The 21,246-nt window shown below is 71.9% G+C and carries 18 protein-coding genes; 11 read left to right on the top strand and 7 right to left on the bottom strand.

Translation table 11 applies throughout. From position 1 onward, the window contains the following. Positions 1–13 precede the first annotated feature (13 nt). The 3 genes from E4P38_RS23055 to hrpA all read right to left on the bottom strand — a co-directional run bounded on the left by E4P38_RS23055 (position 14) and on the right by hrpA (position 4,905). Positions 14–169, bottom strand: coding sequence for a hypothetical protein (locus E4P38_RS23055; RefSeq protein WP_167760647.1), 156 nt, complete (start codon positions 167–169; stop codon positions 14–16). A gap of 77 nt (positions 170–246) precedes the next feature. Then, on the bottom strand, positions 247–873 hold the full coding sequence (locus E4P38_RS20395) for a hypothetical protein (protein WP_135133822.1): 627 nt from the start codon (positions 871–873) through the stop codon (positions 247–249). A gap of 105 nt (positions 874–978) precedes the next feature. Beyond that, on the bottom strand, positions 979–4,905 hold the full coding sequence (hrpA, locus tag E4P38_RS20390) for an ATP-dependent RNA helicase HrpA (RefSeq protein ID WP_135133821.1): 3,927 nt from the start codon (positions 4,903–4,905) through the stop codon (positions 979–981). 169 nt (positions 4,906–5,074) lie between these two features. Between hrpA and E4P38_RS20385 the strand changes: the two genes are divergently transcribed. The 3 genes from E4P38_RS20385 (at position 5,075) to E4P38_RS20375 (ending at position 9,247) form a co-directional block, all read left to right on the top strand. Next, the gene (locus E4P38_RS20385) at positions 5,075–5,608 is read left to right on the top strand and encodes a MarR family transcriptional regulator (protein WP_135133820.1); all 534 of its coding nucleotides are present in this window, start codon (positions 5,075–5,077) and stop codon (positions 5,606–5,608) included. Next, positions 5,605–7,374: an MDR family MFS transporter gene (locus E4P38_RS20380; protein WP_135133819.1), complete on the top strand. Its 1,770-nt coding sequence runs from the start codon at positions 5,605–5,607 to the stop codon at positions 7,372–7,374. Before E4P38_RS20385 ends, E4P38_RS20380 begins: the two co-directional genes overlap by 4 nt. 79 nt (positions 7,375–7,453) lie before the next feature. Further along, positions 7,454–9,247, top strand: coding sequence for an acyl-CoA dehydrogenase (locus tag E4P38_RS20375; protein WP_135133818.1), 1,794 nt, complete (start codon positions 7,454–7,456; stop codon positions 9,245–9,247). Between the two features lie 22 nt (positions 9,248–9,269). Here E4P38_RS20375 and E4P38_RS23050 read toward each other — a convergent pair whose 3' ends face one another. Continuing rightward, a complete protein-coding gene (locus E4P38_RS23050; RefSeq protein WP_167760645.1) occupies positions 9,270–9,437 on the bottom strand; it encodes a hypothetical protein in 168 nt (55 codons plus the stop codon). Positions 9,438–9,731: 294 nt separating this feature from the next. Here E4P38_RS23050 and E4P38_RS20370 point away from each other — a divergent pair, with 294 nt between their 5' ends. Continuing rightward, complete coding sequence (locus tag E4P38_RS20370; protein ID WP_135133817.1) at positions 9,732–10,763, top strand: YihY/virulence factor BrkB family protein; 1,032 nt, start codon at positions 9,732–9,734, stop codon at positions 10,761–10,763. A 79-nt stretch (positions 10,764–10,842) separates the two neighbouring features. On the opposite strand, the gene E4P38_RS20365 is transcribed toward E4P38_RS20370, so the two are convergent. Then, positions 10,843–11,184 carry a PspC domain-containing protein gene (locus E4P38_RS20365; RefSeq protein WP_135133816.1) on the bottom strand — a complete coding sequence of 114 codons (342 nt, stop codon included), beginning with the start codon at positions 11,182–11,184 and terminating at the stop codon, positions 10,843–10,845. Continuing rightward, positions 11,132–11,890 carry a hemerythrin domain-containing protein gene (locus E4P38_RS20360; RefSeq protein WP_245161193.1) on the bottom strand — a complete coding sequence of 253 codons (759 nt, stop codon included), beginning with the start codon at positions 11,888–11,890 and terminating at the stop codon, positions 11,132–11,134. The genes E4P38_RS20365 and E4P38_RS20360 overlap by 53 nt, the downstream gene beginning before the upstream one ends. Positions 11,891–11,985: 95 nt before the next feature. Between E4P38_RS20360 and E4P38_RS20355 the strand changes: the two genes are divergently transcribed. Then, positions 11,986–13,170: an acyl-CoA dehydrogenase family protein gene (locus E4P38_RS20355; RefSeq protein WP_135133815.1), complete on the top strand. Its 1,185-nt coding sequence runs from the start codon at positions 11,986–11,988 to the stop codon at positions 13,168–13,170. Between the two features lie 77 nt (positions 13,171–13,247). Here the strand turns inward: E4P38_RS20355 and E4P38_RS20350 are convergent, their stop codons facing one another. Next, positions 13,248–14,147 (bottom strand): ABC transporter substrate-binding protein, encoded by a 900-nt coding sequence (locus tag E4P38_RS20350; protein ID WP_245161192.1) that lies wholly within the window; start codon positions 14,145–14,147, stop codon positions 13,248–13,250. 102 nt (positions 14,148–14,249) lie between these two features. Here E4P38_RS20350 and E4P38_RS20345 point away from each other — a divergent pair, with 102 nt between their 5' ends. The 6 genes from E4P38_RS20345 to phaZ all read left to right on the top strand — a co-directional run bounded on the left by E4P38_RS20345 (position 14,250) and on the right by phaZ (position 21,171). Next, entirely contained in the window at positions 14,250–15,953 is a 1,704-nt protein-coding gene (locus tag E4P38_RS20345; RefSeq protein WP_135133814.1) for a phosphatase PAP2 family protein, read from the top strand. After that, positions 15,950–16,549, top strand: a complete 600-nt coding sequence (locus tag E4P38_RS20340) for a hypothetical protein (RefSeq protein ID WP_135133813.1) — start codon at positions 15,950–15,952, stop codon at positions 16,547–16,549. Before E4P38_RS20345 ends, E4P38_RS20340 begins: the two co-directional genes overlap by 4 nt. Then, on the top strand, positions 16,546–17,643 hold the full coding sequence (locus E4P38_RS20335) for a lysylphosphatidylglycerol synthase domain-containing protein (protein ID WP_135133812.1): 1,098 nt from the start codon (positions 16,546–16,548) through the stop codon (positions 17,641–17,643). Before E4P38_RS20340 ends, E4P38_RS20335 begins: the two co-directional genes overlap by 4 nt. Positions 17,644–17,769: 126 nt before the next feature. Next, on the top strand, positions 17,770–18,447 hold the full coding sequence (locus E4P38_RS20330; protein WP_135133811.1) for a DUF732 domain-containing protein: 678 nt from the start codon (positions 17,770–17,772) through the stop codon (positions 18,445–18,447). Between the two features lie 140 nt (positions 18,448–18,587). After that, a complete protein-coding gene (locus E4P38_RS20325) occupies positions 18,588–20,342 on the top strand; it encodes an alpha/beta fold hydrolase (protein WP_135133810.1) in 1,755 nt (584 codons plus the stop codon). Further along, complete coding sequence (gene phaZ, locus E4P38_RS20320) at positions 20,326–21,171, top strand: poly(3-hydroxyalkanoate) depolymerase (RefSeq protein ID WP_135133809.1); 846 nt, start codon at positions 20,326–20,328, stop codon at positions 21,169–21,171. Before E4P38_RS20325 ends, phaZ begins: the two co-directional genes overlap by 17 nt. The last annotated feature ends 75 nt before the right edge of the window (positions 21,172–21,246 follow it).

Raw genomic sequence — 21,246 nt, 5'->3', positions numbered from 1 at the left:
CGCAGTCTCGCAACTAGCCGCGGTCGCCGCTCGGGTCGCCGTTCCAGTCCTTGCCGGCGGTGTCCGCGTTCTCCGACGCGCTGTCGGTCTGCTCGGCCACGGTCTTGACCATCTCCTCGTCGGAGACGCCTTCGCCGGCGGCCTCGGTGTGGCTGGTGGGCTCGCTCATGGTGCAGCTCCCTCTGTGTCGTCGACGGTGTCCTGCAACCCCTCCCCGATCCCCTCCGACGGCAAACCAGTCGTCGGTCACGACGCCACTGGCGCCGCCGCAGAGGTGCGGGCGGAGACCAGAGCGAGGCCGAACCAGGCCTGGGCGACGGCAAAGCCGACCACCGACGCCTGGCCCAGGACGGGCACGAACGGTCCCTCGAAGGCCGCGAAGGAGACCGCGCCGATCGCGAGCAGCCAGCCGGCGCCCCGGGGCAGCACACCGGCGCGCTCGGTCGCCACACCCACGCAGGCCAGGCCGATGAACCACAGCAGCGCCAGCCCGGCGACCGCCCGGAACGCGACCGACCCGAGCAGCGGGCCGTCGATCTCGAGCAGGGCCGGGTCCTCCTCCGCCAGCACGGGGAAGGCGAGCGACTCGACGGTGGCCAGGGCGGCGGTGACCACCAGGCCCACCACCGTGAGCACGGCCCCGACGGCACCGAGGCGACCCATCCGGGGCCCGTGCAGTGCCGCCCACGCGGCGAGCGCCAGCAGGGAGAGGACCGCGACCAGCAGCCCGGCTGCGTGCCCCGCGCCCCAGAACGAGCCTCGGGCGGCCTCGGCGAACCCGATGTCGAAGACGTCGGGGTGCCACGCGACGGGCAGCGTGAGCAGGCCCGACGCGACGAGCCCGTACCCGGACCAGCGGATGAACGTGTCCACGGCTCCTCCCCTCGATGCGGGGGAGCCTCATGGTCGCGCCCGGAACCGGCCCCGTCCAGGGCACCGCCCCGAGCCTGCGAGGGGCGGGGAGGACGGGGTCCTTCATCAGGCGATGAGCTGGTCGATCGCCTTGTAGACGCGCTGTTCGGACACCGGTCGTGGCGTTCCGATGACCTGGGCGAACAGGCCCACCCGGAGCTCCTCGACCATCCAGCGGATGCGGGTCACCGGGTCGTCGGGCGCGCCGGTGCCGGGCAGCTGCGTCCGCAGCTGCTCGTACTCGGCCGCCACCGCGGCCACCTGGGCCATCCAGAGCTCGTCCCGGACGGCGTTGGCGGGCAGCTTCTCCAGCCGGTGCTCCATCGCCTTGAGATAGCGGACGACGTCCGGCAGCCTCCGCCGTCCGGTGGCCGCGACGAAGCCGCGGTGCAGCAGGCCACCCATCTGCCGGCGCAGGTCGGCGATCGCGGCGTCGGGGACCCGTCGTCCGGGTGCGGCGCCGATGGCGACCGCCACCTCCCGGGCCTGGGTCAGCACGGCCTCGACCTTCTGCACCGTGTCGGCGGTGAGCCGGGGCAGCTCGGTCCGTGCGGTGGCGACGAGCGCCGCGAAGGCCGCCGCGTCGCGGGGCGGTCCGCCGGCGGCGGCGATCAGCTCGTCGGCCGCGGCGTCCACGCAGTCGGCGACCAGGTCGGGGATCTCGCCGTCCGGGTTGAACTGGAGCGCCAGCCGGGTGCGCGGGGACAGCGTGCGGACGATCTGGCGGGCCGGGGAGCCGGCGACCAGGACCAGCAGCCGACGGGCCCCGCGCCAGGTCAGCCGGCTCGCCTCGGCCTGTGTCGGGACGACGCGGACACCGACGGTCTCCCCCTCGTCCACCACGGCGGGATAGGCCGTGACCACGTGCGCGCCCCGCTGCACGTCGACGCTGGACGGGAGGGTGCCGAACTCCCACGAGGTCAGGCCGGTCCGCTCGAGGTCCGTCGCGGCCCGAGCCAGGCTGGCCCGCGCCGTCGGCGCGACCTGCGCCTTGAGGGCAGCCAGGTCCTTGCCGACGGCGAGCGGCCGCTGCTGGTCGTCGAGCACCCGGAAGGTGGCCCGCAGGTGGTCGGGCACCTGGTCCGGCGCCCAGGCGTCCGGCGGGATCGTCACCGCGGTCGCCCGGCGCAGCTCGCGCTCGAGCGCCGGCAGCAGCGGCTCCCCCGGGTCGATCCGCGGGAGCACCTCCCGCACGCGGTCGGGGATGGGCACGAGCCCGCGGCGCACCTGCTTGGGCAGGCTGCGCAGCAACGCCGTCACGAGCTCCTCGCGGAGCCCCGGGACGGTGAAGGCCAGCGACTCACCCGACGTCGCCGAGGCGACCCCGTCCAGCACGGCGAGGGGGACGTCGACGGTGACGCCGTCCTCGGCCGTTCCCGGCGCGAAGGCGTAGGACAGCGGGAGGGTCAGCCCCTGCGAGAGGTGCACCTCGTCGGGATAGTCCTCGGCGCGGACCTGCCCGGCGGTCGCCGCGTTCGTGAGCATCTCCGGCGTGAAGGTGAGCAGGTGGGGCTGGCGGCGCCGGGCGTCCTTCCACCAGCGGTCGAAATGCCGGGTCGAGACGACGTCGGCCGGGATGCGCTGGTCGTAGAGCTCGAAGACCGTCTCCTCGTCGACGCGGATGTCGCGCCGCCGGGCCCGCTCCTCGAGGGCGGCGACCTGCTCGATCGCGCGCTGGTTGTCGGCCCAGAAGCGGTGGTGCGTCGTCCACTCGCCTGCGACGAGGGCGTGCCGGATGAACAGCTCCCGCGAGACGACGGGGTCGATCGAGCCGTACTGCACCCGGCGGCCGACGACGAGCGGCAGCCCGTACAGCGTGACCCGCTCCGTGGCGACGACGGAGCCGCGCTTGGCGTCCCAGCGGGGCTCGGAGTACTGGCGCTTCACCAGGTGGGGAGCGAGTCGCTCGACGGTCTCCGGATCGATCCGGGCCACGGTCCGGGCGAACAGGCGGCTGGTCTCGACCAGCTCGGCGGCGACCACCCAGCGCGGCGGCTTCTTCGCCAGCGGCGTGCCCGGCGCGATCACGAAACGGGTGTTGCGGGTGCCGAGGTACTCCCGGCCGGGCCGCTTGTCGCCCTTCGCCTGCTCGACCTGCATCCCGACGTGCGAGAGGAGCCCGGCCAGCAGCGCGGCGGTGATGCCCTTCTCGTCGGCCTCGGCGGCCGGCTCGCCGAGCGTCATCCCCAGCCGCCGCGCGGTGCCGCGCAGCTGGCCGTGCAGGTCCTGCCACTCGCGGATGCGCAGGTAGTGCACGAACTCCCGCTTCACCGTGCGCCGGAACTGGTTGCCGGAGAGCGCGTCCTGCTGCTCGCCCAGGTACCGCCAGAGGTTGAGCAGCGCCAGGAAGTCGGAGTTCTCGTCGGCGAAGCGGGCGTGCAGCTGGTCGGCGGCCTGCTGGTGCTCGGTGGGACGCTCGCGCGGGTCCTGGATGGTGAGGCCGGCGGCGATGACCAGCACCTCGTCGAGCACCCCGAGCGTGTCGGCCTCGACCACCATGCGGGCCATCCGCGGGTCCAGGGGCAGGGCGGCGAGCGCGCGTCCGGTCCCGGTGAGCTTCCCGTGCTCGTCGAGGGCGTGCAGCTCCTCGAGCAGCGCGATCCCGTCGGCGACGGCGCGGCTGTCCGGCGGGTCGACGAACGGGAAGTCGGCGACGTCCCCCAGGTCGAGGGAGGCCATCTGCAGCAGCACCGAGGCGAGGTTGGTGCGCAGGATCTCCGGGTCGGTGAACTCCGGGCGCGCCTCGAAGTCCGCCTCGGTGTACAGCCGGATCGCGATGCCCGGGCCCAGGCGCCCGCACCGGCCGGAGCGCTGCCGGGCCGAGGCCTGGCTGACCGCCTCGATCGACAGCCGCTGGACCTTCGTCCGAAGGCTGTACCGGGAGATCCGCGCCGTCCCCGGGTCGATGACGTACCGAATCCCGGGCACGGTCAGCGAGGTCTCCGCGACGTTGGTGGCCAGCACGATCCGCCGTCCACTGTGGGGGCTGAAGACCTTGTGCTGGTCGGCCGCCGACAGGCGGCTGTAGAGCGGCACGATCTCCGTGTAGGGCAGCGCCCGCTCGCCGAGCGCCTCCTGGGTGTCGCGGATCTCCCGCTCGCCGGCGAGGAACACGAGGATGTCGCCGGACCCCTCGGCGACGAGCTCGTCGACGGCGTCGAGGATCGCGCTGACCTGGTCGCGATCGGGATCGGCGTCCTCGTCGTCGGGGTCCACGACCGGGCGGTAGCGGACCTCGACGGGGTAGGTGCGTCCGGTGACCTCGACGATCGGCGCGCCCCGGAAGTGCGCGGCCACCCGTTCGACGTCGATGGTCGCGGAGGTGATGACCAGCTTCAGGTCGGGGCGCCGCGGCAGCAGCTGGGCGAGGTAGCCCAGCAGGAAGTCGATGTTGAGGCTCCGCTCGTGCGCCTCGTCGAGGATGATCGTGTCGTACTGGCGCAGCAGCCGGTCGTGGGCGATCTCGGCCAGCAGCACGCCGTCGGTCATCAGCTTGACGACGGTCGAGTCGCTCACGGAGTCGTTGAACCGCATCTTGAAGCCGACGGTCTCGCCCAGCGGGCTGTCCAGCTCCTCGGCGATCCGCTCGGCCACGCTGCGGGCGGCGATGCGGCGGGGCTGGGTGTGCCCGATCCGGCCCCGGACGCCGCGCCCGAGTTCGAGGGCGATCTTCGGCAGCTGGGTCGTCTTGCCCGATCCGGTCTCGCCTGCGACGACGACGACCTGGGAGTCGCGCAGGGCGGCGGCGATGTCGTCGCGCCGCTGGCTGACCGGCAGCTCGTCGGGATAGGTGATCACCGGGACGGAAGCCCGGCGGCGGGCGATCCGCGCCTCGGCGGTGGCCACGTCAGCCGCGATGCGCTCGTGCTGGCGGGCCCGCGCCTGCGGGTCGCGGGTCTTCCGCAACCCGTCGAGACGACGGCGCAGCCGGTGCTCATCGAGAATGGTGAGCTCCGGCAGCCGGGCGCGCAGGTCGTCGGCGGGGGCACTCACGGGCGGGCTCGCGTTCCTCTCGGGCTGATGGGTGCTGCTGATCAAGGATCGCACTGCCGCCGGCGTGGCCGGACATAGGCGAGGTCACATTCTGTGTACGCTGCAACTGATTGCGTGCATCGTGCAACGGGTTGTACCGTGCATGTCTTCCCTCGTCCTTCGGAGTCGCATGTCCACCACCGTCGTCCCCTCCGGCGCGGTCGATCCCGTCGACCGGCTCGCCGAGGTGCGCACGCTGTCGGAGCAGCTGCCCCGGTTCATGCGTCTGGTGCACGCGCTCAAGACACAGATGGCCACTAACGAGACCCGCGACCGGGCCGCGCTGGTGCTGCTGTTCCCGCTCGTGCGCCTCGGTCCGCTGCGCCAGGGCGCGCTCGCCGAACTCGTCCACGCCGACCCCTCGACCGTGAGCCGGCACGTGGCCGCGCTCGTCGAGCAGGGTCTGGTCCGGCGGGTCGCCGACGAGTCCGACGGCCGGGCCAGCCGGCTGCACGTCACCGACGCCGGCCACGCGGCCCACGAGGCCCTGCGCCGCGAGCGGGAGAACCACCTCGCCCACGTGACCGCCGGGTGGGACGCCGGTGACCTCGCCGCCCTGACCACCCTGTTCGGCCGCCTCCTCGACGACATCACCGCCACCCTGCCCGGCAATCCCGACGCTCCCGCCGGCGCTCCCACCATCGACCCGGAAGAGATCCGATGAGCCAGTCCACCCGCACCAGCGCGGCCGACCGCAGGGACGCCCGCGCGGCGGCCGCCGCGCCGGACGCCAGCGGCGTCTTCACCCACCGGCAGATCGTCACGATCCTCGCCGGCCTCCTGCTCGGCATGTTCCTCGCCGCGCTGGACCAGACCGTCGTGTCCACCGCCATCCGCACCATCGCCGACGACCTGCAGGGCTATGACCTGCAGGCCTGGGCGACGACGGCGTTCCTGATCACCTCGACGATCGCCACGCCGCTCTACGGCAAGCTGTCGGACCTCTACGGACGGCGGCCGTTCTACCTGTTCGCCATCGGGGTCTTCGTCGTCGGCTCGATGCTCTGCGGGCTCGCCGACTCGATGTACCAGCTGGCCGCCTTCCGGGCCATCCAGGGCATCGGCGCCGGTGGCCTCATGTCTCTCGCGCTGGCGATCATCGGCGACATCGTGCCGCCGCGGGAACGCTCGAAGTACCAGGGCTTCTTCATGGCCGTGTTCGGGACGTCGAGCGTCCTGGGCCCGGTCATCGGCGGTTTCCTGGCCGGACAGTCGTCGCTGTTGGGCATCACCGGCTGGCGCTGGATCTTCTACGTCAACGTGCCGCTCGGCATCCTGGCGTTCGTCGTCGTCATGCGCGTGCTGCACCTGCCGCACCAGCGGCGCGACCACCGCATCGACTGGCCCGGCGCCCTGGCGCTGGTCACCACCCTCGTGCCGCTGCTGATCGTGGCCGAGCAGGGCCGCACCTGGGGCTGGGACTCCGGCCGGGCGCTGCTCTGCTACGCCATCGGCGTCGTCGGCCTGATCGCCTTCGTCCTGGCCGAGCGCGCCTACAAGGACGACGCGCTGCTCCCCCTGCGCCTGTTCAAGAACCGCAGCTTCGCCATCGGCAGCGTCGGCAGCATCGTCCTGGGCGCCGGCATGTTCGGCGGCATCCTGCTGCTCCCGCAGTACCTGCAGATCGTCCACGGGTCGAGCCCGACGGTCGCCGGCCTGCAGATGATCCCGCTGGTCGCCGGCATCATGAGCGGGGCCATGGGCTCCGGCATCGCGATCGGCAAGACCGGCAAGTACAAGATCTTCCCGCTGGTCGGCATCGTGTTCATCGTCGCCGCGCTGGTCTCGATGTCGTTCATCATCGACGCCGACACCTCCGTGTGGGCGCTGGTCCCCTTCATGGTGCTGCTCGGCATCGGCCTGGGCTTCAACTTCCAGCCGGTGATCCTGGCCGTGCAGAACGCCGTCTCCCCGCGGGAGATGGGTGTCGCGACGTCGTCGGTCACGTTCTTCCGCCAGATGGGCGGCACGATCGGCGTCGCGGCCTTCCTGTCGATCCTGTTCACCACGCTGCCGGACAAGATCAGCAGTGCGCTGGACTCGGCCGCGGCCACCGACCCCCGGGTCGAGGCGGCGCTGTCGAGCGGGCAGCTGAACGGTGGGGGCGACCTGTCCGACACGTCGTTCATCCAGAAGCTGCCGGACTTCCTCGCCCTGCCGTTCAAGACCGGGTTCTCCGACTCGATCGACCTGGTCTTCCTCGTCGCGGCAGCGGTCGTCGCCGTCGGCTTCTTCGTCATGCTCTTCCTGCCGGAGGTCCCGCTCAGCGACAAGTCGGGCATCCAGGCCCTCCAGGAGGACGACGAGAAGAAGCCCGGCACCGCGGTCACCCCGGACGTCGAGGCCGACCAGCCCGTCCAGTCGGTCGGCGCCTCGGCTCCCACGTCGACCGCCCCGCCGGCCGGCACCGCGGAGGACCCGCGGCACTGACCCGGCACTGAATCACCCGCGCCGAGGGCTGCTTCTCCGACTGGAGGGGCAGCCCTCGGCGCGGTCGTATGGTGAGCCGGTGGGTTCTTCTTCGATCCTCTCCCGCCGTGATCTCGACTTCTTGCTGCACGAGTGGCTGGACGTGGAGTCGCTGACCAAGCGGTCGCGGTTCGCCGAGCACTCTCGCGAGACCTTCGACGCGGTCCTGGACCTCGCCGAGCAGATCGCCACCGACCACTTCGCGCCGCACAACCGCACGGCCGACGAGAACGAGCCGCGGATGGTCGACGGCACGGTGCAGATGATCCCGGAGGTCGCGAAGGCGCTGAAGGTCTTCACCGACGCCGGTCTCATGGCCGGTTCCTTCGACGAGGAGTACGGCGGCATGCAGCTGCCGCACACGGTCGGGCAGGCCGTGTTCGCCTGGTTCAAGGCCGCCAACGTCGGCACCTCGGCCTATCCGTTCCTCACGATGGGCAACGCCCGCCTGCTGCTGGCCCACGGCAGCACGGAGCAGATCGACACCTACGTCCGGCCCGAGCTCGAGGGCCGCTGGTTCGGCACCATGGCGCTGTCGGAGCCGCAGGCGGGGTCATCGCTGGCCGACATCACTACGAAGGCCGAGCCCCAGGACGACGGCAGCTACCGGCTGACCGGCAACAAGATGTGGATCTCCGGCGGCGACCACGAGCTGACCGAGAACATCGTCCACCTGGTGCTCGCGAAGATCCCCAGCGGTCCGCCCGGCGTGAAGGGGATCTCGCTGTTCGTCGTCCCCAAGTTCCTGGTGAACGACGACGGCTCGCTCGGCGAACGCAACGACGTCGTCCTGGCCGGTCTCAACCACAAGATGGGCTACCGGGGGACGACGAACACGCTGCTCAACTTCGGCGAGGGCGTGCACACCCCCGGCGGGCGGGCCGGCGCCGTCGGCTTCCTGGTCGGCGAGCAGCACCGCGGCCTGACCTACATGTTCCACATGATGAACGAGGCGCGGATCGGCGTCGGCATGGGCGCGACGGTGCTGGGCTACACCGGTTACCTGCACGCGCTGGAGTACGCCCGCACCCGCACCCAGGGCCGCCCGGCCGGCGCCAAGGACCCCGCATCCCCCATGGTGCCCATCGTCGAGCACCCCGACGTGCGCCGGATGCTGCTCGCGGCGAAGTCCTACGCCGAGGGCGGGCTGGCCCTCGGGCTGTACTGCGCCCGGTTGGTCGACGAGGAACAGACCGCCGACACCGACGCCGACCGGACCCGCGCGCACCTGCTGCTGGACATGCTGACGCCGATCGCGAAGGCCTGGCCGTCGCAGTGGGGCCTGGCCGCGTCCGACCTCGCGATCCAGGTCCACGGCGGCTACGGCTACACCCGCGACTACCCGGTCGAGCAGTTCTACCGGGACAACCGGCTCAACCCGATCCACGAGGGCACCCAGGGCATCCAGTCCCTGGACCTGCTGGGCCGCAAGGTCGTCATGCAGGGGGGCGCGGGGCTGGCGCTGCTCGGCGAGACCATCACCGCGACCACCGCGCGGGCGGCCGGCACGGAGTGGGCCGGCTTCGCCGAGGACCTGGACGCCGCCGTCGCCCGGCTGGGTGCCGTCACCGCGACGTTGTGGGGGGCCGGCGACCCCGACGTCACGCTGGCCAACTCCCACGTCTACCTGGAGGCGGCCGGGCACATCGTGGTCGCGTGGCTGTGGCTGGAGCAGGCGCTCGCGGCGGGGGCCGCCGACTCCGACTTCCACCACGGCAAGCGTCAGGCCGCGCGGTACTTCCATCGCTGGGAGCTGCCGAAGGTGCACGTGCAGCTCGACCTGCTGGAGTCCCTGGACCGGACGGTCCTGGACGCGTCGCCGTCCTGGCTCTGACGGAGGACGCAGTCGGCGAGAGCTAGGCGGCGACCGGAGCCCCCACCGGCTCGGCGGCGGCCTGGCGCGGGGTCGTGGTCCGCTCCTCGCGCTCGCGCTCGTACCGGGCGGTGGACTGCGTGCCCATCGCGATGACCAGGGCGGTCAGAACCAGGAACCCGATCAGGGTCACGGCCGGCCACACCATCATCTGTTGTCTCCCCCATGCTGTCGGCTGGCTCCGCCGGGTTCAGGGGCGGAGCACGTCGTCGAGGGACTGTGTCCCCCGATCACCGAGGTCTCAATCGTCAATCTGTGTACTTCTCCTGACGGTGTGTGATCGAGCTCACCCCTCGAGCGGCCGATCCGCGAGCGTCGACGTCACGTGCCATCGACACGCCCGGCCGGTCCCGGGGGCATGGAACGGGATCGTCCGGGGCATCGCAGGAGCCGAGACGCCCACCCGCCCGACCGTTCCGACGGGCCCACTCACCGGAGAATCCCCATGGCCCGACCCACCGGCTCGTCCAAGTCCGAAGCGCAGGACCGATCCGCGCGCGCGTCCGGCGACCCAGCGCCCGAGACCGACGAGATCAGCGGCACCCGCGCGGACTACGCGCCCCAGGGCGCCGACCCGAAGCCCACCACGGGCGGCACGATCAAGCGCACGCTGATGGAGTTCAGCGAGGACAACCTGACCGACTGGGCGGCCGCGCTCACCTACTACGGCGTCCTGGCGCTCTTCCCCGCCCTGATCGGCCTGCTGTCCATCGTCGGGCTGCTGGTCGACCCGAAGACCCTCACCGATGCCCTCACCTCCGTCGTCCCCGGCAGCGCCTCCGACGCGCTCACGCCGGTGATCACCCAGCTCGCGAGCAACGACAGCGCGGCCGGCTTCGGACTGATCCTCGGTCTGGCCGGCGCCGTCTGGTCGGCATCGGGCTACGTCGGGGCCTTCACCCGCGCCGCGAACGTCGTCTACGAGACGCCGGAAGGGCGCAAGATCTGGAAGCTCAAGCCGCTCCAGCTGCTGGTCACCCTGGTCGGCATCCTGTTCGCCGCCGTGATCCTCGCGACGCTCCTGCTCAGCGGCCCGGTCGTCGACGCCATCGGCCAGGCGATCGGGATCGGCGAGACGGGTCAGACCATCTGGAACATCGCCAAGTACCCCGTGATCCTCGTGATCCTGGCGCTGATGATCGCCGTCCTCTACTACACGACGCCGAACGTCCGGCTCCGTGGCTTTAAGTGGGTGAGCCCGGGTGCCGGCGTGGCCATCCTCGTCGCGATCGTGGCCTCGGCACTGTTCGCCTTCTACGTGGGGAACTTCGGCAGCTACAACAAGACCTACGGCGCGCTCGCCGGCGTCATCGTCTTCCTCATCTGGTTCTGGCTGATCAACCTCGCGCTGCTCTTCGGCATCGAGCTCGACGCCGAGATCGAGCGGACGAAGGAGCTCAAGGAGGGCGTGCCGCGCGCGGAGAAGGAGATCCAGCTCGACGCTCGCGAGGAGCCCAAGCCGCAGCAGACCACCTGAGCGGCAGCCCCTGCACCGCAGCGCCCCCGGTCCCGTCGGGCCGGGGGCGCTCTGCGTCCGTGGTCAGTCGCGTCCGCGGTCAGTCGCGCGGGGGCACGGCGCGGCTGCCCGATGCGGCGGCGTGCAGGCGGTCGACGAGCTGATCGACGGCACTCGGGGTGTCGCCCGGACGCAGCGGCCCGGACGGCATGAGCACCCAGAGCAGCAGGTACACGATCACGCCGGCGCCACCGGCGAGCGTGAGACCGACGAAGCCGACCCGCCACAACAGCGGGTCGATCCCGCTGTACTCGGCGAGCCCGCCGCAGATGCCACCGAACATCTTCTCGGTGCCACTGCGACGCAACTGCGGACGCACGGTCGGCTGCTCACCGGACGGCTGGCCGGCGGGCGGCGGGGTGGGGAACGGTGCTGATGTCATGGGCCAAGCCTGGCGAACGGTGCACCCCCGCGACCATCGGGGAACACCCGGATCGGCCCCTGGTTCCGGCGCCGGCCGCCCTCAGGGTCGGACCACCCGTCAGCGGCTGGTCGGCGGGTCGTCGCCCGCCCGCGACAACGGGATCCGCTCCACGAGCCCGGCGAGGCCGGCCAGCGCCCGGCTCAGCGCCTGGCCCGCCGGCACCAGCTGATCGGGGACCCGGCTCACCTGCATCGACGGCATCCCTGCTCCGGTCGAGCACCGTCAGCGGGAGGCCGGAGAGCGCGTTCCCCGGCGGACGGCGCGAGACCGTCGGATGCGGACGCGTCGGCGAGAGCCGGCGCATGATCTGCCATCGCCGTCCCAGCCGGCGCAGCTCCTCCGGATCCACCGCGTCCTGCAGCCGGGGGAAGAGGACGTCCTCCTCGTCGCGCACGTCCTCGCGGAGCACCTCGACGAGCCGGGCCAGCCGGGACTGCCGCTGCGGGTCGTCCGCCCCGTCCCGCTCGAGCGCGGCCACCTGTTCGTTGACCTCCTGGTGCTCCTCCTCGACCCGCAGGGTGAGCGCGTCCCCGTCGGGCAGAACCAGGCGCAGGACCGGCCAGAGCACCGTCTCCTCGGCGAAGGCGTGACTGAAGACGAGGCGGTCGATGCGGGTCAGCACCTCCTCCTGCGCGCGGCCGGCGGTCGCGGTCGGGCCCCGCACGTTCCCCGCGGACACCCCGGACATTCACGCCGGTTGGGTTCCGTGCTCGCGGGGGTAGGTGCCAGCCCGGTCCCCGCTGCAGAGAGGCAGTCCCCGTGAGCGCCGAGCCGAAGATCGTCACGTCCGACTTCTACGACCTCGAGGCGCTGCTCGACGAGGACGACCGCGCCCTCCTGCACCGCGTGCGGGCGTTCATGGACGAGAAGGTCCAGCCGATCATCAACGACTACTGGACCCGCGGTAAGACCCCGCTCGAGCTGATCCCCGGCCTGGCCGAACTCGGCATCGCCGGCACCCAGTACTCCGGCTACGGCTGCCCTGGCCGCTCGCCGCTCACCGACGGCATGATCGCCATGGAGCTGTCCCGGGGCGACCCGTCGATCTCCACGTTCATGGGCGTGCACGGCGGTCTGGCCATGGGCACGATCTACCTCTGCGGCTCCGACGCGCAGAAGGAACGCTGGCTGCCCGCCATGGCGCGGATGGAACTGATCGGCGCGTTCGGGCTGACCGAGCCCGACGCCGGTTCCGACGTGGCCCGCGGCCTGCGGACGACGGCCCGCCGCGACGGCGACACCTGGGTGCTCAACGGGCAGAAGAAGTGGATCGGCAACGCCAGCTTCGCCGACCTGATCATGATCTGGGCGCGGGACGAGGAGACCGAGCGCGTGCTCGGCTTCGTCGTCGAGAAGGACACCCCCGGGTTCACCGCGGTCGACCTCGAGGACAAGATCGCGCTGCGCGCCGTGCAGAACGCGCTCATCACGCTCGAGGACGTTCGGGTGCCGGAGGAGAACCGCCTGCAGGAGGCGAACAGTTTCCGGGATACCGCGAACGTCCTGCGGATGACCCGCGCCGGGGTGGCGTGGTCCGCCGTCGGCTGTTCCCGGGGGGCCTACGAGCACGCGCTGCGCTACGCGATGGACCGCACCCAGTTCGGCAAGCCGATCGTGGAGTTCCAGCTCGTGCAGGACCTGCTCGTCCGGATGCTGAGCAACATCACGGCCTCGGCCGCGCTGTGTGCGCGGCTCTCACAGCTGCAGGGCGAGAACCGGATGACCGACGAGCACGCCTCCATGGCCAAGGCGTTCAGCACGGTGCGGATGCGCGAGACCGTCGGGTGGGCCCGGGAGCTCATGGGCGGCAACGGGATCCTGCTGGAGAACAACGTGGGTCGCTTCGTCGCCGACGCGGAGGCCATCTACTCCTACGAGGGCACCCGCGAGGTGAACACGCTGATCGTCGGGCGGGCGGTGACCGGCAAGAGCGCAATCGTCTGAGAGAGGCCCGCTCCCCCCGGCCCCGTCCCGAGGCTCATCCCGAGCTTGCGAGGGGTGAGGAGGCCGGGGTCCTTCTACTAGCCCGCCCACCAGCGGGCGGCGGCCGCCTCCGGGGTCAGGCCGTCGAGCTCGACGGACCGGTTGAGCTGCACCAGGTCGTTGGTCGTCAGCCGCGCACTCACCTCGTCGAGCGCCGTCCGCAGCTCCTCGCCCCAGCGGTCGGTCGACGCGGTGCGGACCAGGGGGACGACGTTCTCCGGCGGCTGGAGTCCACGGTCGTCGATCAGCAACAGCAGCGGCGCGACGGCGAGCCGCGCGTCGGTCGTCTCGAGCAGCCCGACGTCGATCTCCCCGGCGACCAGCGCCTCGACGGTCGCGGGCCGTGACGGCATGGCGCGCACCTGGCCGAAGTCGAGGCCGTAGGTGTCCCGGAGCCCGGGCAGGCAGAACGGCCGGTCGGGGCACTCCGGCGGGCCGCCGAAGGTCAACCGGGAGGTCAGCGGCGCCAGCTCCGAGAGCTTGCCCACCCCGTTCTCCGCGGCGAACGCGGTCGTCACGGCGAAGCCGTTCTGGTCCTGGGCCTGCGCGGACTCGAGCACCTCGACGCCACGGTCCCCCAAGGTCTGCTGCAGGACGTCGTGCATCTCCTCCGGCACCCGCGGGAGTTCCTGCGTCGAGGGCCGGGAGAACGTCAGCGCCGTCCCGAGGTAGTCGACGACCACGTCCACGACGCCCTGCTGGAGCGCCGGCAGAACCACTTCGCGGGTGCCGACCCCGTGCTGGACCGACACCGGGATCCCTGCGCGGCGGGCGGCCTCGGCGTAGAGCTCGACGAGGATCTGGTTCTCCGTGAAGTCGTAGGAGGCAAACCTCAGCGAGGTCTCCTGGGCGCCGGGCTCCGGGTCCCCGGCACCGCAGGACGTCGACCCCACCAGCAGCATCAGGACGGCGGCGAACACGGCGGCTCGAGGTCGCACGGCGCCTCCTCCCGGGCAGGGGCGCGGGCGGGGGCAACCGTAACGCCGGAGCGGGACGAAAGGGGATGACCGCGCGCCCCGGCGGGTGGAGCATCAGCCGGCATGGCGTCGCTGCCCCAGGCACCGCCCGACCCCGTCCGCGCGGTCCCGGTCGAGCGGCCCGCACCTCCGGCGATCCAGCGCGTCCGCAGACGCCGGCGGCCATCGGGCGAGCCGCCCCCACTGCCGAAGCACCTCAACACCTCGGGCAAGTGGTGGCTCGCCGCCAGCGGACTGGTCGTCGCCATCTGGATCGTCGTCGTCGCCACGGGCAGCGTCACCCACTTCGACGTGGCCGACACCCGCGTGCTGCAGGCGTTCGCCGACATCCGCACCCCGTGGCTCACCCGGGTCGCCGACGTCGCGGGGGTCCTCGCGACGGGAACGGGCATCTACGTGCTCTGGCTGGCCAACTGGCTGGCGCTGGTCGTCCTCCGTCGCTGGCGGCACCTGTTCGTCTGGATCGGCGTCGGCATCGTGGTGGTCAACATCGGCGCCGGCATGGCCAGCACGCTGCAGCGGCCGCGGCCCTACGAGGTCGAGATCCTGGGCCCGTGGGCCGGCTTCTCCATGCCGTCGCTGCCCATGACCGTCCTGAGTGCGTTCCTCGTGAGCACGGTGTACTCGCTGGTCCCGGCCGGCCGGAAGCGGACCATCGCCAAGTGGGTGGTGTGCGGACTGATCGTGGTCACCGCCCTGTCCCGGCTCTATCTCGCGCAGGACCACCCGACCGACGTCCTGGCCGGGGTGATCCTCGGGGTCGCCGTCCCGCTCGCGGCCTTCCGGCTGCTGACCCCGAACGACGTCTATCCCGTGCGCTACACCCGGGGGCGACCGGCGCACCTCGACGTGACGGGCTCCCGGGGTGAGGCCATCATCCGGGCACTGCAGGACCAGCTGGGCCTGGTGGTCAAGGAGGTCAAGCCGTTCGGCCTGGCCGGATCGGGCGGCTCGACCCCGCTGCGGGTCACCGTCAAGGGCGACCCCGACACCTACGTCTTCGCCAAGCTCTACGCGGCCACGCACGTGCGCTCCGACCGCTGGTACAAGCTGGGCCGCACGCTGCTGTACGGCCGGCTGGAGGACGAGCAGCCCTTCCACAGCGTGCGCCGACTGGTCCAGTACGAGGACTACGTCCTGCGCGTGATGTCCGACGCGGGGCTGCCGGTCGCGCACCCGTTCGGGATCGTCGAGATCACCCCGGAGCGGGAGTACGTGCTCGTCACCGAGTTCTTCGACGGCGCCCGCGAGATCGGTGAGGCCGAGATCGACGTGGGCGTCATCGACCAGGGGCTGGCCGTGGTCCGCCGGATGTGGGAGATCGGCCTGGCCCACCGCGACATCAAGCCGGCGAACCTGATGGTGCGCGACGGCACGCTCTTCGTCATCGACACCGCCTTCGCCGAGGTCCGGCCGAGCCCGTGGCGGCAGGCGGTCGACCTGGCGAACATGATGCTGGTCCTGGGGCTGCGGTCCAGCGCGGAGCAGGTGTACGCCCGCGCCCGGCGGCAGTTCTCCGACGAGGAGATCGCCGAGGCCTTCGCCGCCACGCGCGGGCTCACCATGCCCTCGCAGCTGCGCCGGATGCTGCGCCAGCAGGGCAAGGACCTGCACGGCGACTTCCTGAAGCTGCTGCCCTACCGACTCCCGCCGATCCGGATCCAGCGCTGGACCTGGCGCCGCGCGGTGCTCACGGTGGCCACCCTGTTCGCCGGCGCGATCGCGCTGTCGTTGATCATCGGCAACCTCCTCGGGTCACCGCTGTGAGGGCCGCCGTCGCCGGCTCGGTCCTGGCGCTGCTCGCCGCCGCGGCGCTGAGCGGGTGCGCCAGCGACACCACCGCGACGACCGAGATGCCGACCTGCGCGGACGCCGAGCACGACGCCGCGTCCAACAGCGTCATCCTCATGGCCCAGTCGGTACCGACGGCCGAGTGGGTGCCGTGCCTGCGCAGTGCCCTCCCGCTGGGGTGGGGTTTCCACCACCTGGATGCACGCAGCGACCTGTCGGTGTTCTCCCTGGACTCCGATCGCGACGGCATGGAGGCGATCAAGGTCCGGCTGGAGGAGTCCTGCGACACGTCCGGGGCGACCAGGATCCCGAGCGACCGGGAGGACATGGAGCGCCTCGAACGCGTCACACGGACCACCCCGCACTTCGAGGGCAAGCGCTACTACGTGTTCGACGGCGGCTGCATCACCTTCGACTTCACGCTGACCGGCGACGGGGAGAGCCGCTCGGAGGGGCTGGCCCTGGCCACCCAGTCGGTGGGCGCGGTGAGCCGTACGGACCTGCTCCGGCAGGTGGACGACGACAGCGACGGCCGGCTGTCCCTGGACCCGGCCGGGGACGGAGCGCCATGACCGCCACCGAGGCCGCCGCACCGTCGGACCGCAGACAACGGCCGCTGTGGCGCCGACTGCTCGGCCCGCTGCTCTCGGTCGTCCTGCTGGGCGCCGTCTTCTTCTGGTTCCTGCCGCAGTTCACGAGCATCGCCGACGTCTGGACGTCGGTGAAGTCCATGAGCATGACGGAGGTGACCATCCTGATCCTGGCCGCCGTCTGGAACCTGGCGACCTATCAGTTCGTGGTGGTCAGCACCATGCCGGGGATGACGTTCCGGCAGGCCACCGTCGCGACGGAGACGACCACCGCCGTCTCGAACACCGTTCTCGGCGGGGCCGCGATCTCCCTGGGACTCACCTACGCGATGAACTCCTCGTGGGGTTTCTCCCGCTCGCGCACCTCCGTCTCGCTCCTGGTGTCGGGCCTGTTCAACAACTTCGCCAAGCTGGGGTTGCCGGTGCTCGCCCTGGCCCTGCTGCTCTTCGACTCCCCACCGAGCGCCGGCCGGGTGACGGCAGGGCTCGCCGGGGTGGCCGGCCTGGTCGTGGCGGTCGTCGGGCTCTGGCTCCTCATGCGCAGCAAGGAGAGCGCCGCCCGCCTGGGACAGGTCACCGGGCGCTGGGCGTCGGCGGTCATCCGGCTCTTCGGCCGTCCGCCGGTCGAGGGCTGGGACAAGGCGACGGTCAAGTTCCGGGACCGGACGGCGCTGCTCCTGCACGCCCGCTGGCACTGGATCACCCTCGCCACCGTCGTGAGCCACCTCTCGCTGTTCCTCGTCCTTCTGCTGGCCCTCCGCTTCGTCGGCGTGGACAGCGACCAGGTCACCTGGATCGAGGCGCTGGCGGTGTTCGCCTTCGCGCGGCTGCTGACCGCCATCCCGTTCACCCCGGGCGGGCTGGGCGTCGTCGAGCTGGCCCTCATCACCGGCCTGTCCGCTGCCGGCGGTCCGCGCGCGATGGTGGCGGCCGCCGTGCTCATCTTCCGGGCGCTGACCTACGTGCTGCCGATCCCGCTGGGGCTGATCACGTACGTGATCTGGCAGCGCAACAAGTCCTGGCGCCGCGCACCCAACTCCGCGCCCCGCACCGAACTGGTCCCTGAGACGGTCTGAGCCGGGCGCCCACGTCGGTGCCCCCCGAGGGGTGAGACGGCACCCCTCGGCTCCAGTCGGCGGTCCATCGCGCCGATGGGAGGAGGAACCGGCCGACCGGCCGGTCCGATCGGAGTGCCGCTAACGATGTCCGCGAAGACCACCCTCGCCCGGAAGGCCGCATCCGTCGCGCGCGGGCCCCGAGCCCTCGAGCGGCTCCTGATCGTGGCCGCCGTCGTCGCCGTGCTCGTCAGCGTCGGCGCCTGGATCGCGATGAACCGGCCGGCCGGCGGGACCGAGGCTGCCGGCTCCGAGACGTCCACCACCGGGTCCGGCAGCGGCTCCGCGGGATCCGCGACCGATCCCGCCACGGGTTCCGCACCCGCCGCCGACGCCGGCACCGGCGACCCGGCCGCTGCGGACGCCGCTGCGTCCTCCTCCGCTCCGTCCTCCGGCGGATCGTCCGCCGCGGGCTCCGCCGGCACCGGCACGGGGACGGGCACGAGCAGCACCGGTAGGGGCTCGGGCAGCACCGGCACGAGCGGCCGCTCCAGTGGCCCGGCCGCCCCCAGCGGCGCATCGACGGCACCGCTCTCGCCCACCACCAACTTCCTCACCGCGCTGGCCGCGTCCGGACTGGCGCCGCCCATCGATGACGCGCAGAAGCTGGCGATGGCCGACGACGTCTGCCAGGAGCTGGGCTACGGCAGCAAGTACGCCGACGTCGTCCGCGCTCTGACCTTCGCGGGCGCCACGGACGCCGAGGCCACGAACTTCGCGCGGCTGGCGATCACGAACCTCTGCTCCCAGTACAAGATCGGCTGATCCGGGGCGGACTACCGGCCTGCCGTGTTCCGGTAGCTGTGGTTGAGTGATCGGGGTCACTCAGCCACGCCTCGGGGGACGGCGCGCAGTTCGGTCCCCGTGGGCGGCACCGCAGCAGCGCGCCCAGAGGGAGTCCGGCGATGGCCCAGCCCGCCACCGAGAACGTCCGCACGAAGAAGCCCGCCGAGGCCTCGCAGAAGCGGGCCGCCGAGCGGCCGGCCGATCCGCCAGAGGAGGCCGCCGAGGCCGTGATGGGCCTCGACATGGTGCTGGTCGACGCCGCGCGCGGCCCGCTGCGCCGGCTCGTCCCCCCGGCCGGGACGGCGCTGCGGTTCGGGTCGTCGCTGGCTCGCCAGCCCGGGACCGTGGCAAAGCGGGCCGGTGAGCTCGTCCGGGAGATGGGCAAGGTGGCGGCCGGCAGCTCCGAGCTCGCGCCGAGCACGAAGGACAAGCGCTTCGCCGACCCGGCCTGGAGCGGGAACCCGCTGCTCCGGCGGGCCATGCAGGCCCACCTCGCGGGGGCCCGCACGGCCTGGGAGCTGATCGAGGACGCCGACCTCGACTGGCAGGACGACGAGCGCATCCGCTTCACCGCGACGAACCTCGTCGACGCGCTGGCCCCCAGCAACGTGCCGTTCCTCAACCCGCTCGCCCTCAAGGCCGTCATCGACACCGGCGGGAAGAGCGCCGTCAAGGGCCTGGGACGCATGCTCCGCGACCTCACGACCCCGCCCCGGGTGCCCTCGATGGTCGACCCGGACGCGTTCACCGTCGGCGAGGACCTCGCCAGCACCCCGGGCGCCGTCGTGTTCCGGACTGACGTGTTCGAGCTGATCCAGTACCGGCCGACGACGGAGACCGTCCGCGCCGTGCCGCTGCTGATGGTGCCGCCGACGATCAACAAGTTCTACATCGCCGACCTCGCGCCGGGCCGCAGCATCATCGAGCACTACGTGAGCGCGGGCCAGCAGGTGTTCATGATGTCCTGGCGCAACCCCGACGAGCGGCACGCCGAGTGGGGCCTGGACACCTACGGGCAGGCGATCATCGACGCGATGGACGCCGTCGAGCGCGCCACCGGCAGCGAGCAGGTCGCCCTCCAGGCGTTCTGCTCGGGCGGGATCATCACCACGATGCTGCTGGCCCACCTGGCCGAGATCGGGCGCCTGGACCGGGTGAGCGCGCTGAGCCTGGCCGTCACCGTCCTCGACTGGTCGCGGGCGGGCACCGTCTCGGCGCTGATGGACGAGGAATCGGTGAAGGCGGCGACCGAGCGGTCCCGGAAGAAGGGCTACCTCGACGGCGCCCAGCTCGCGGAGGTCTTCGCGTGGCTGCGGCCCAACGACCTGGTCTGGAACTACTGGGTCAACAACTACCTGCAGGGCAAGCCGCCGCCCAACTTCGACATCCTCTTCTGGAACGCCGACACGACCCGGATGAGCGCGGGCCTGCACCGCGACTTCATCGACGTCGCGATCGGCAACGCGCTGACCGAGCCGGGCAAGGCGACGATGCTCGGCACCCCGGTCGACCTGTCCACGGTCACCGTCGACTCCTACGTCACCGCCGGGATCGCCGACCACCTCTGTCCGTGGCAGGCCTGCTACCGCACCACGCAGCTGCTCGGTGGGGAGAGCCGGTTCATCCTGTCCACCAGCGGGCACATCGCCTCGCTGGTCAATCCGCCCGGCAACCCCAAGTCGACCTTCCAGGTCGGGGAGTCCACTCCGGCGTCGGCGGAGAAGTGGCTCAAGGACGCGCAGACGGTGCAGGGCTCCTGGTGGCCGGACTTCATGACCTGGCTCGGGAAGCGCTCCGGGGACGAGATCCCGGCCCCGTCGTCCCTCGGGGAGGAACTGGCACCGGCACCGGGCACCTATGTCTTCGACAAGTAGTCCCCCACCGGCATCCGCAGGGCAGGAGTTCGTCCGGACGGTGACGTCGGCCGGGCGGACGCTGCGCGTCTCGGTCCGACCCGGGACGGATCCGTCCGTGACCCCGCTGCTCCTGATGAACGGCATCGGCGCCAGCCTGGAGGTGCTCCAGCCCTTCGTCGACGCGCTCGACCCGCGGCGGAGCGTGATCCGGTTCGACGTCCCCGGCGTCGGCGGGTCGCCCCGGCCGGTCGTCCCCTACAATTTGACGACGTTCAGTCCGGTTGTCGCCGGGATGCTCACTCGGCTGGGGTTCGACGGGCAGGTCGACGTCCTGGGGCTCTCCTGGGGCGGGGGGCTGGCGCAGCATTTTGCCGTCCAGCACCGCGGCCGGGTCCGCCGGCTGGTGCTCACCGCCACCGGCACCGGCTCGCTGATGGTGCCGGCCCACCCGCGGGTCCTGGCCCGGATGCTCACCCCGCGCCGGCACCGCGATCCCGACTACGCACGCAGCATCGCCGGGGAGATCTACGGCGGCACGATGCGCACCGACCCCGCCCGGGCGGCCCGGGTGCTGCACTCGGAGTCCCGGCTGGGGCCGCGCCGCGGGTACTACTACCAGCTGGCCGCCAGCACCGGCTGGAGCAGCCTGCCGTTCCTCAAGCTCATCCGGCAGCCGACGCTGCTCGTCATGGGCGACGACGACCCGATCGTGCCGGCGGTGAACGCGCGGATCATGGCGCGCCTGATCCCCGACTCCCGGCTGCACCTCTACGAGGGCGGGCACATCGCGCTGATCACCGAGGCCGACCGACTGGCACCCGTGATCGAGGAGTTCCTCGACGCCTGACCCCCACGCTCCCGGGATGCACGTCGCGCGGGGACTCCGCAGGCGCCCGTCCTGATCCGAGCGCTGGCCCCGCGC

Origin of the sequence: Blastococcus sp. CT_GayMR16, assembly GCF_004570875.1 — a bacterium.
Taxonomy (GTDB): Bacteria; Actinomycetota; Actinomycetes; order Mycobacteriales; family Geodermatophilaceae; genus Blastococcus_B.
The sequence above is the reverse complement of the archived record's forward strand: the minus strand, read 5'-3'. Positions and strand labels throughout refer to the sequence as shown.

Bases quoted from the DNA above. Each gene is read 5' to 3' on its own strand.
- phaZ (WP_135133809.1), top strand. From the start codon at position 20,326: ATGTCTTCGACAAGTAGTCCCCCACCGGCATCCGCAGGGCAGGAGTTC.
- E4P38_RS20335 (WP_135133812.1), top strand. From the start codon at position 16,546: ATGACCGCCACCGAGGCCGCCGCACCGTCGGACCGCAGACAACGGCCG.
- E4P38_RS20365 (WP_135133816.1), bottom strand. From the start codon at position 11,184: ATGACATCAGCACCGTTCCCCACCCCGCCGCCCGCCGGCCAGCCGTCC.
- E4P38_RS20370 (WP_135133817.1), top strand. From the start codon at position 9,732: ATGGCCCGACCCACCGGCTCGTCCAAGTCCGAAGCGCAGGACCGATCC.
- E4P38_RS20345 (WP_135133814.1), top strand. From the start codon at position 14,250: ATGGCGTCGCTGCCCCAGGCACCGCCCGACCCCGTCCGCGCGGTCCCG.
- E4P38_RS20385 (WP_135133820.1), top strand. From the start codon at position 5,075: ATGTCCACCACCGTCGTCCCCTCCGGCGCGGTCGATCCCGTCGACCGG.
- E4P38_RS23055 (WP_167760647.1), bottom strand. From the start codon at position 169: ATGAGCGAGCCCACCAGCCACACCGAGGCCGCCGGCGAAGGCGTCTCC.
- E4P38_RS20330 (WP_135133811.1), top strand. From the start codon at position 17,770: ATGTCCGCGAAGACCACCCTCGCCCGGAAGGCCGCATCCGTCGCGCGC.
- E4P38_RS23050 (WP_167760645.1), bottom strand. From the start codon at position 9,437: ATGATGGTGTGGCCGGCCGTGACCCTGATCGGGTTCCTGGTTCTGACC.
- E4P38_RS20380 (WP_135133819.1), top strand. From the start codon at position 5,605: ATGAGCCAGTCCACCCGCACCAGCGCGGCCGACCGCAGGGACGCCCGC.
- E4P38_RS20325 (WP_135133810.1), top strand. From the start codon at position 18,588: ATGGCCCAGCCCGCCACCGAGAACGTCCGCACGAAGAAGCCCGCCGAG.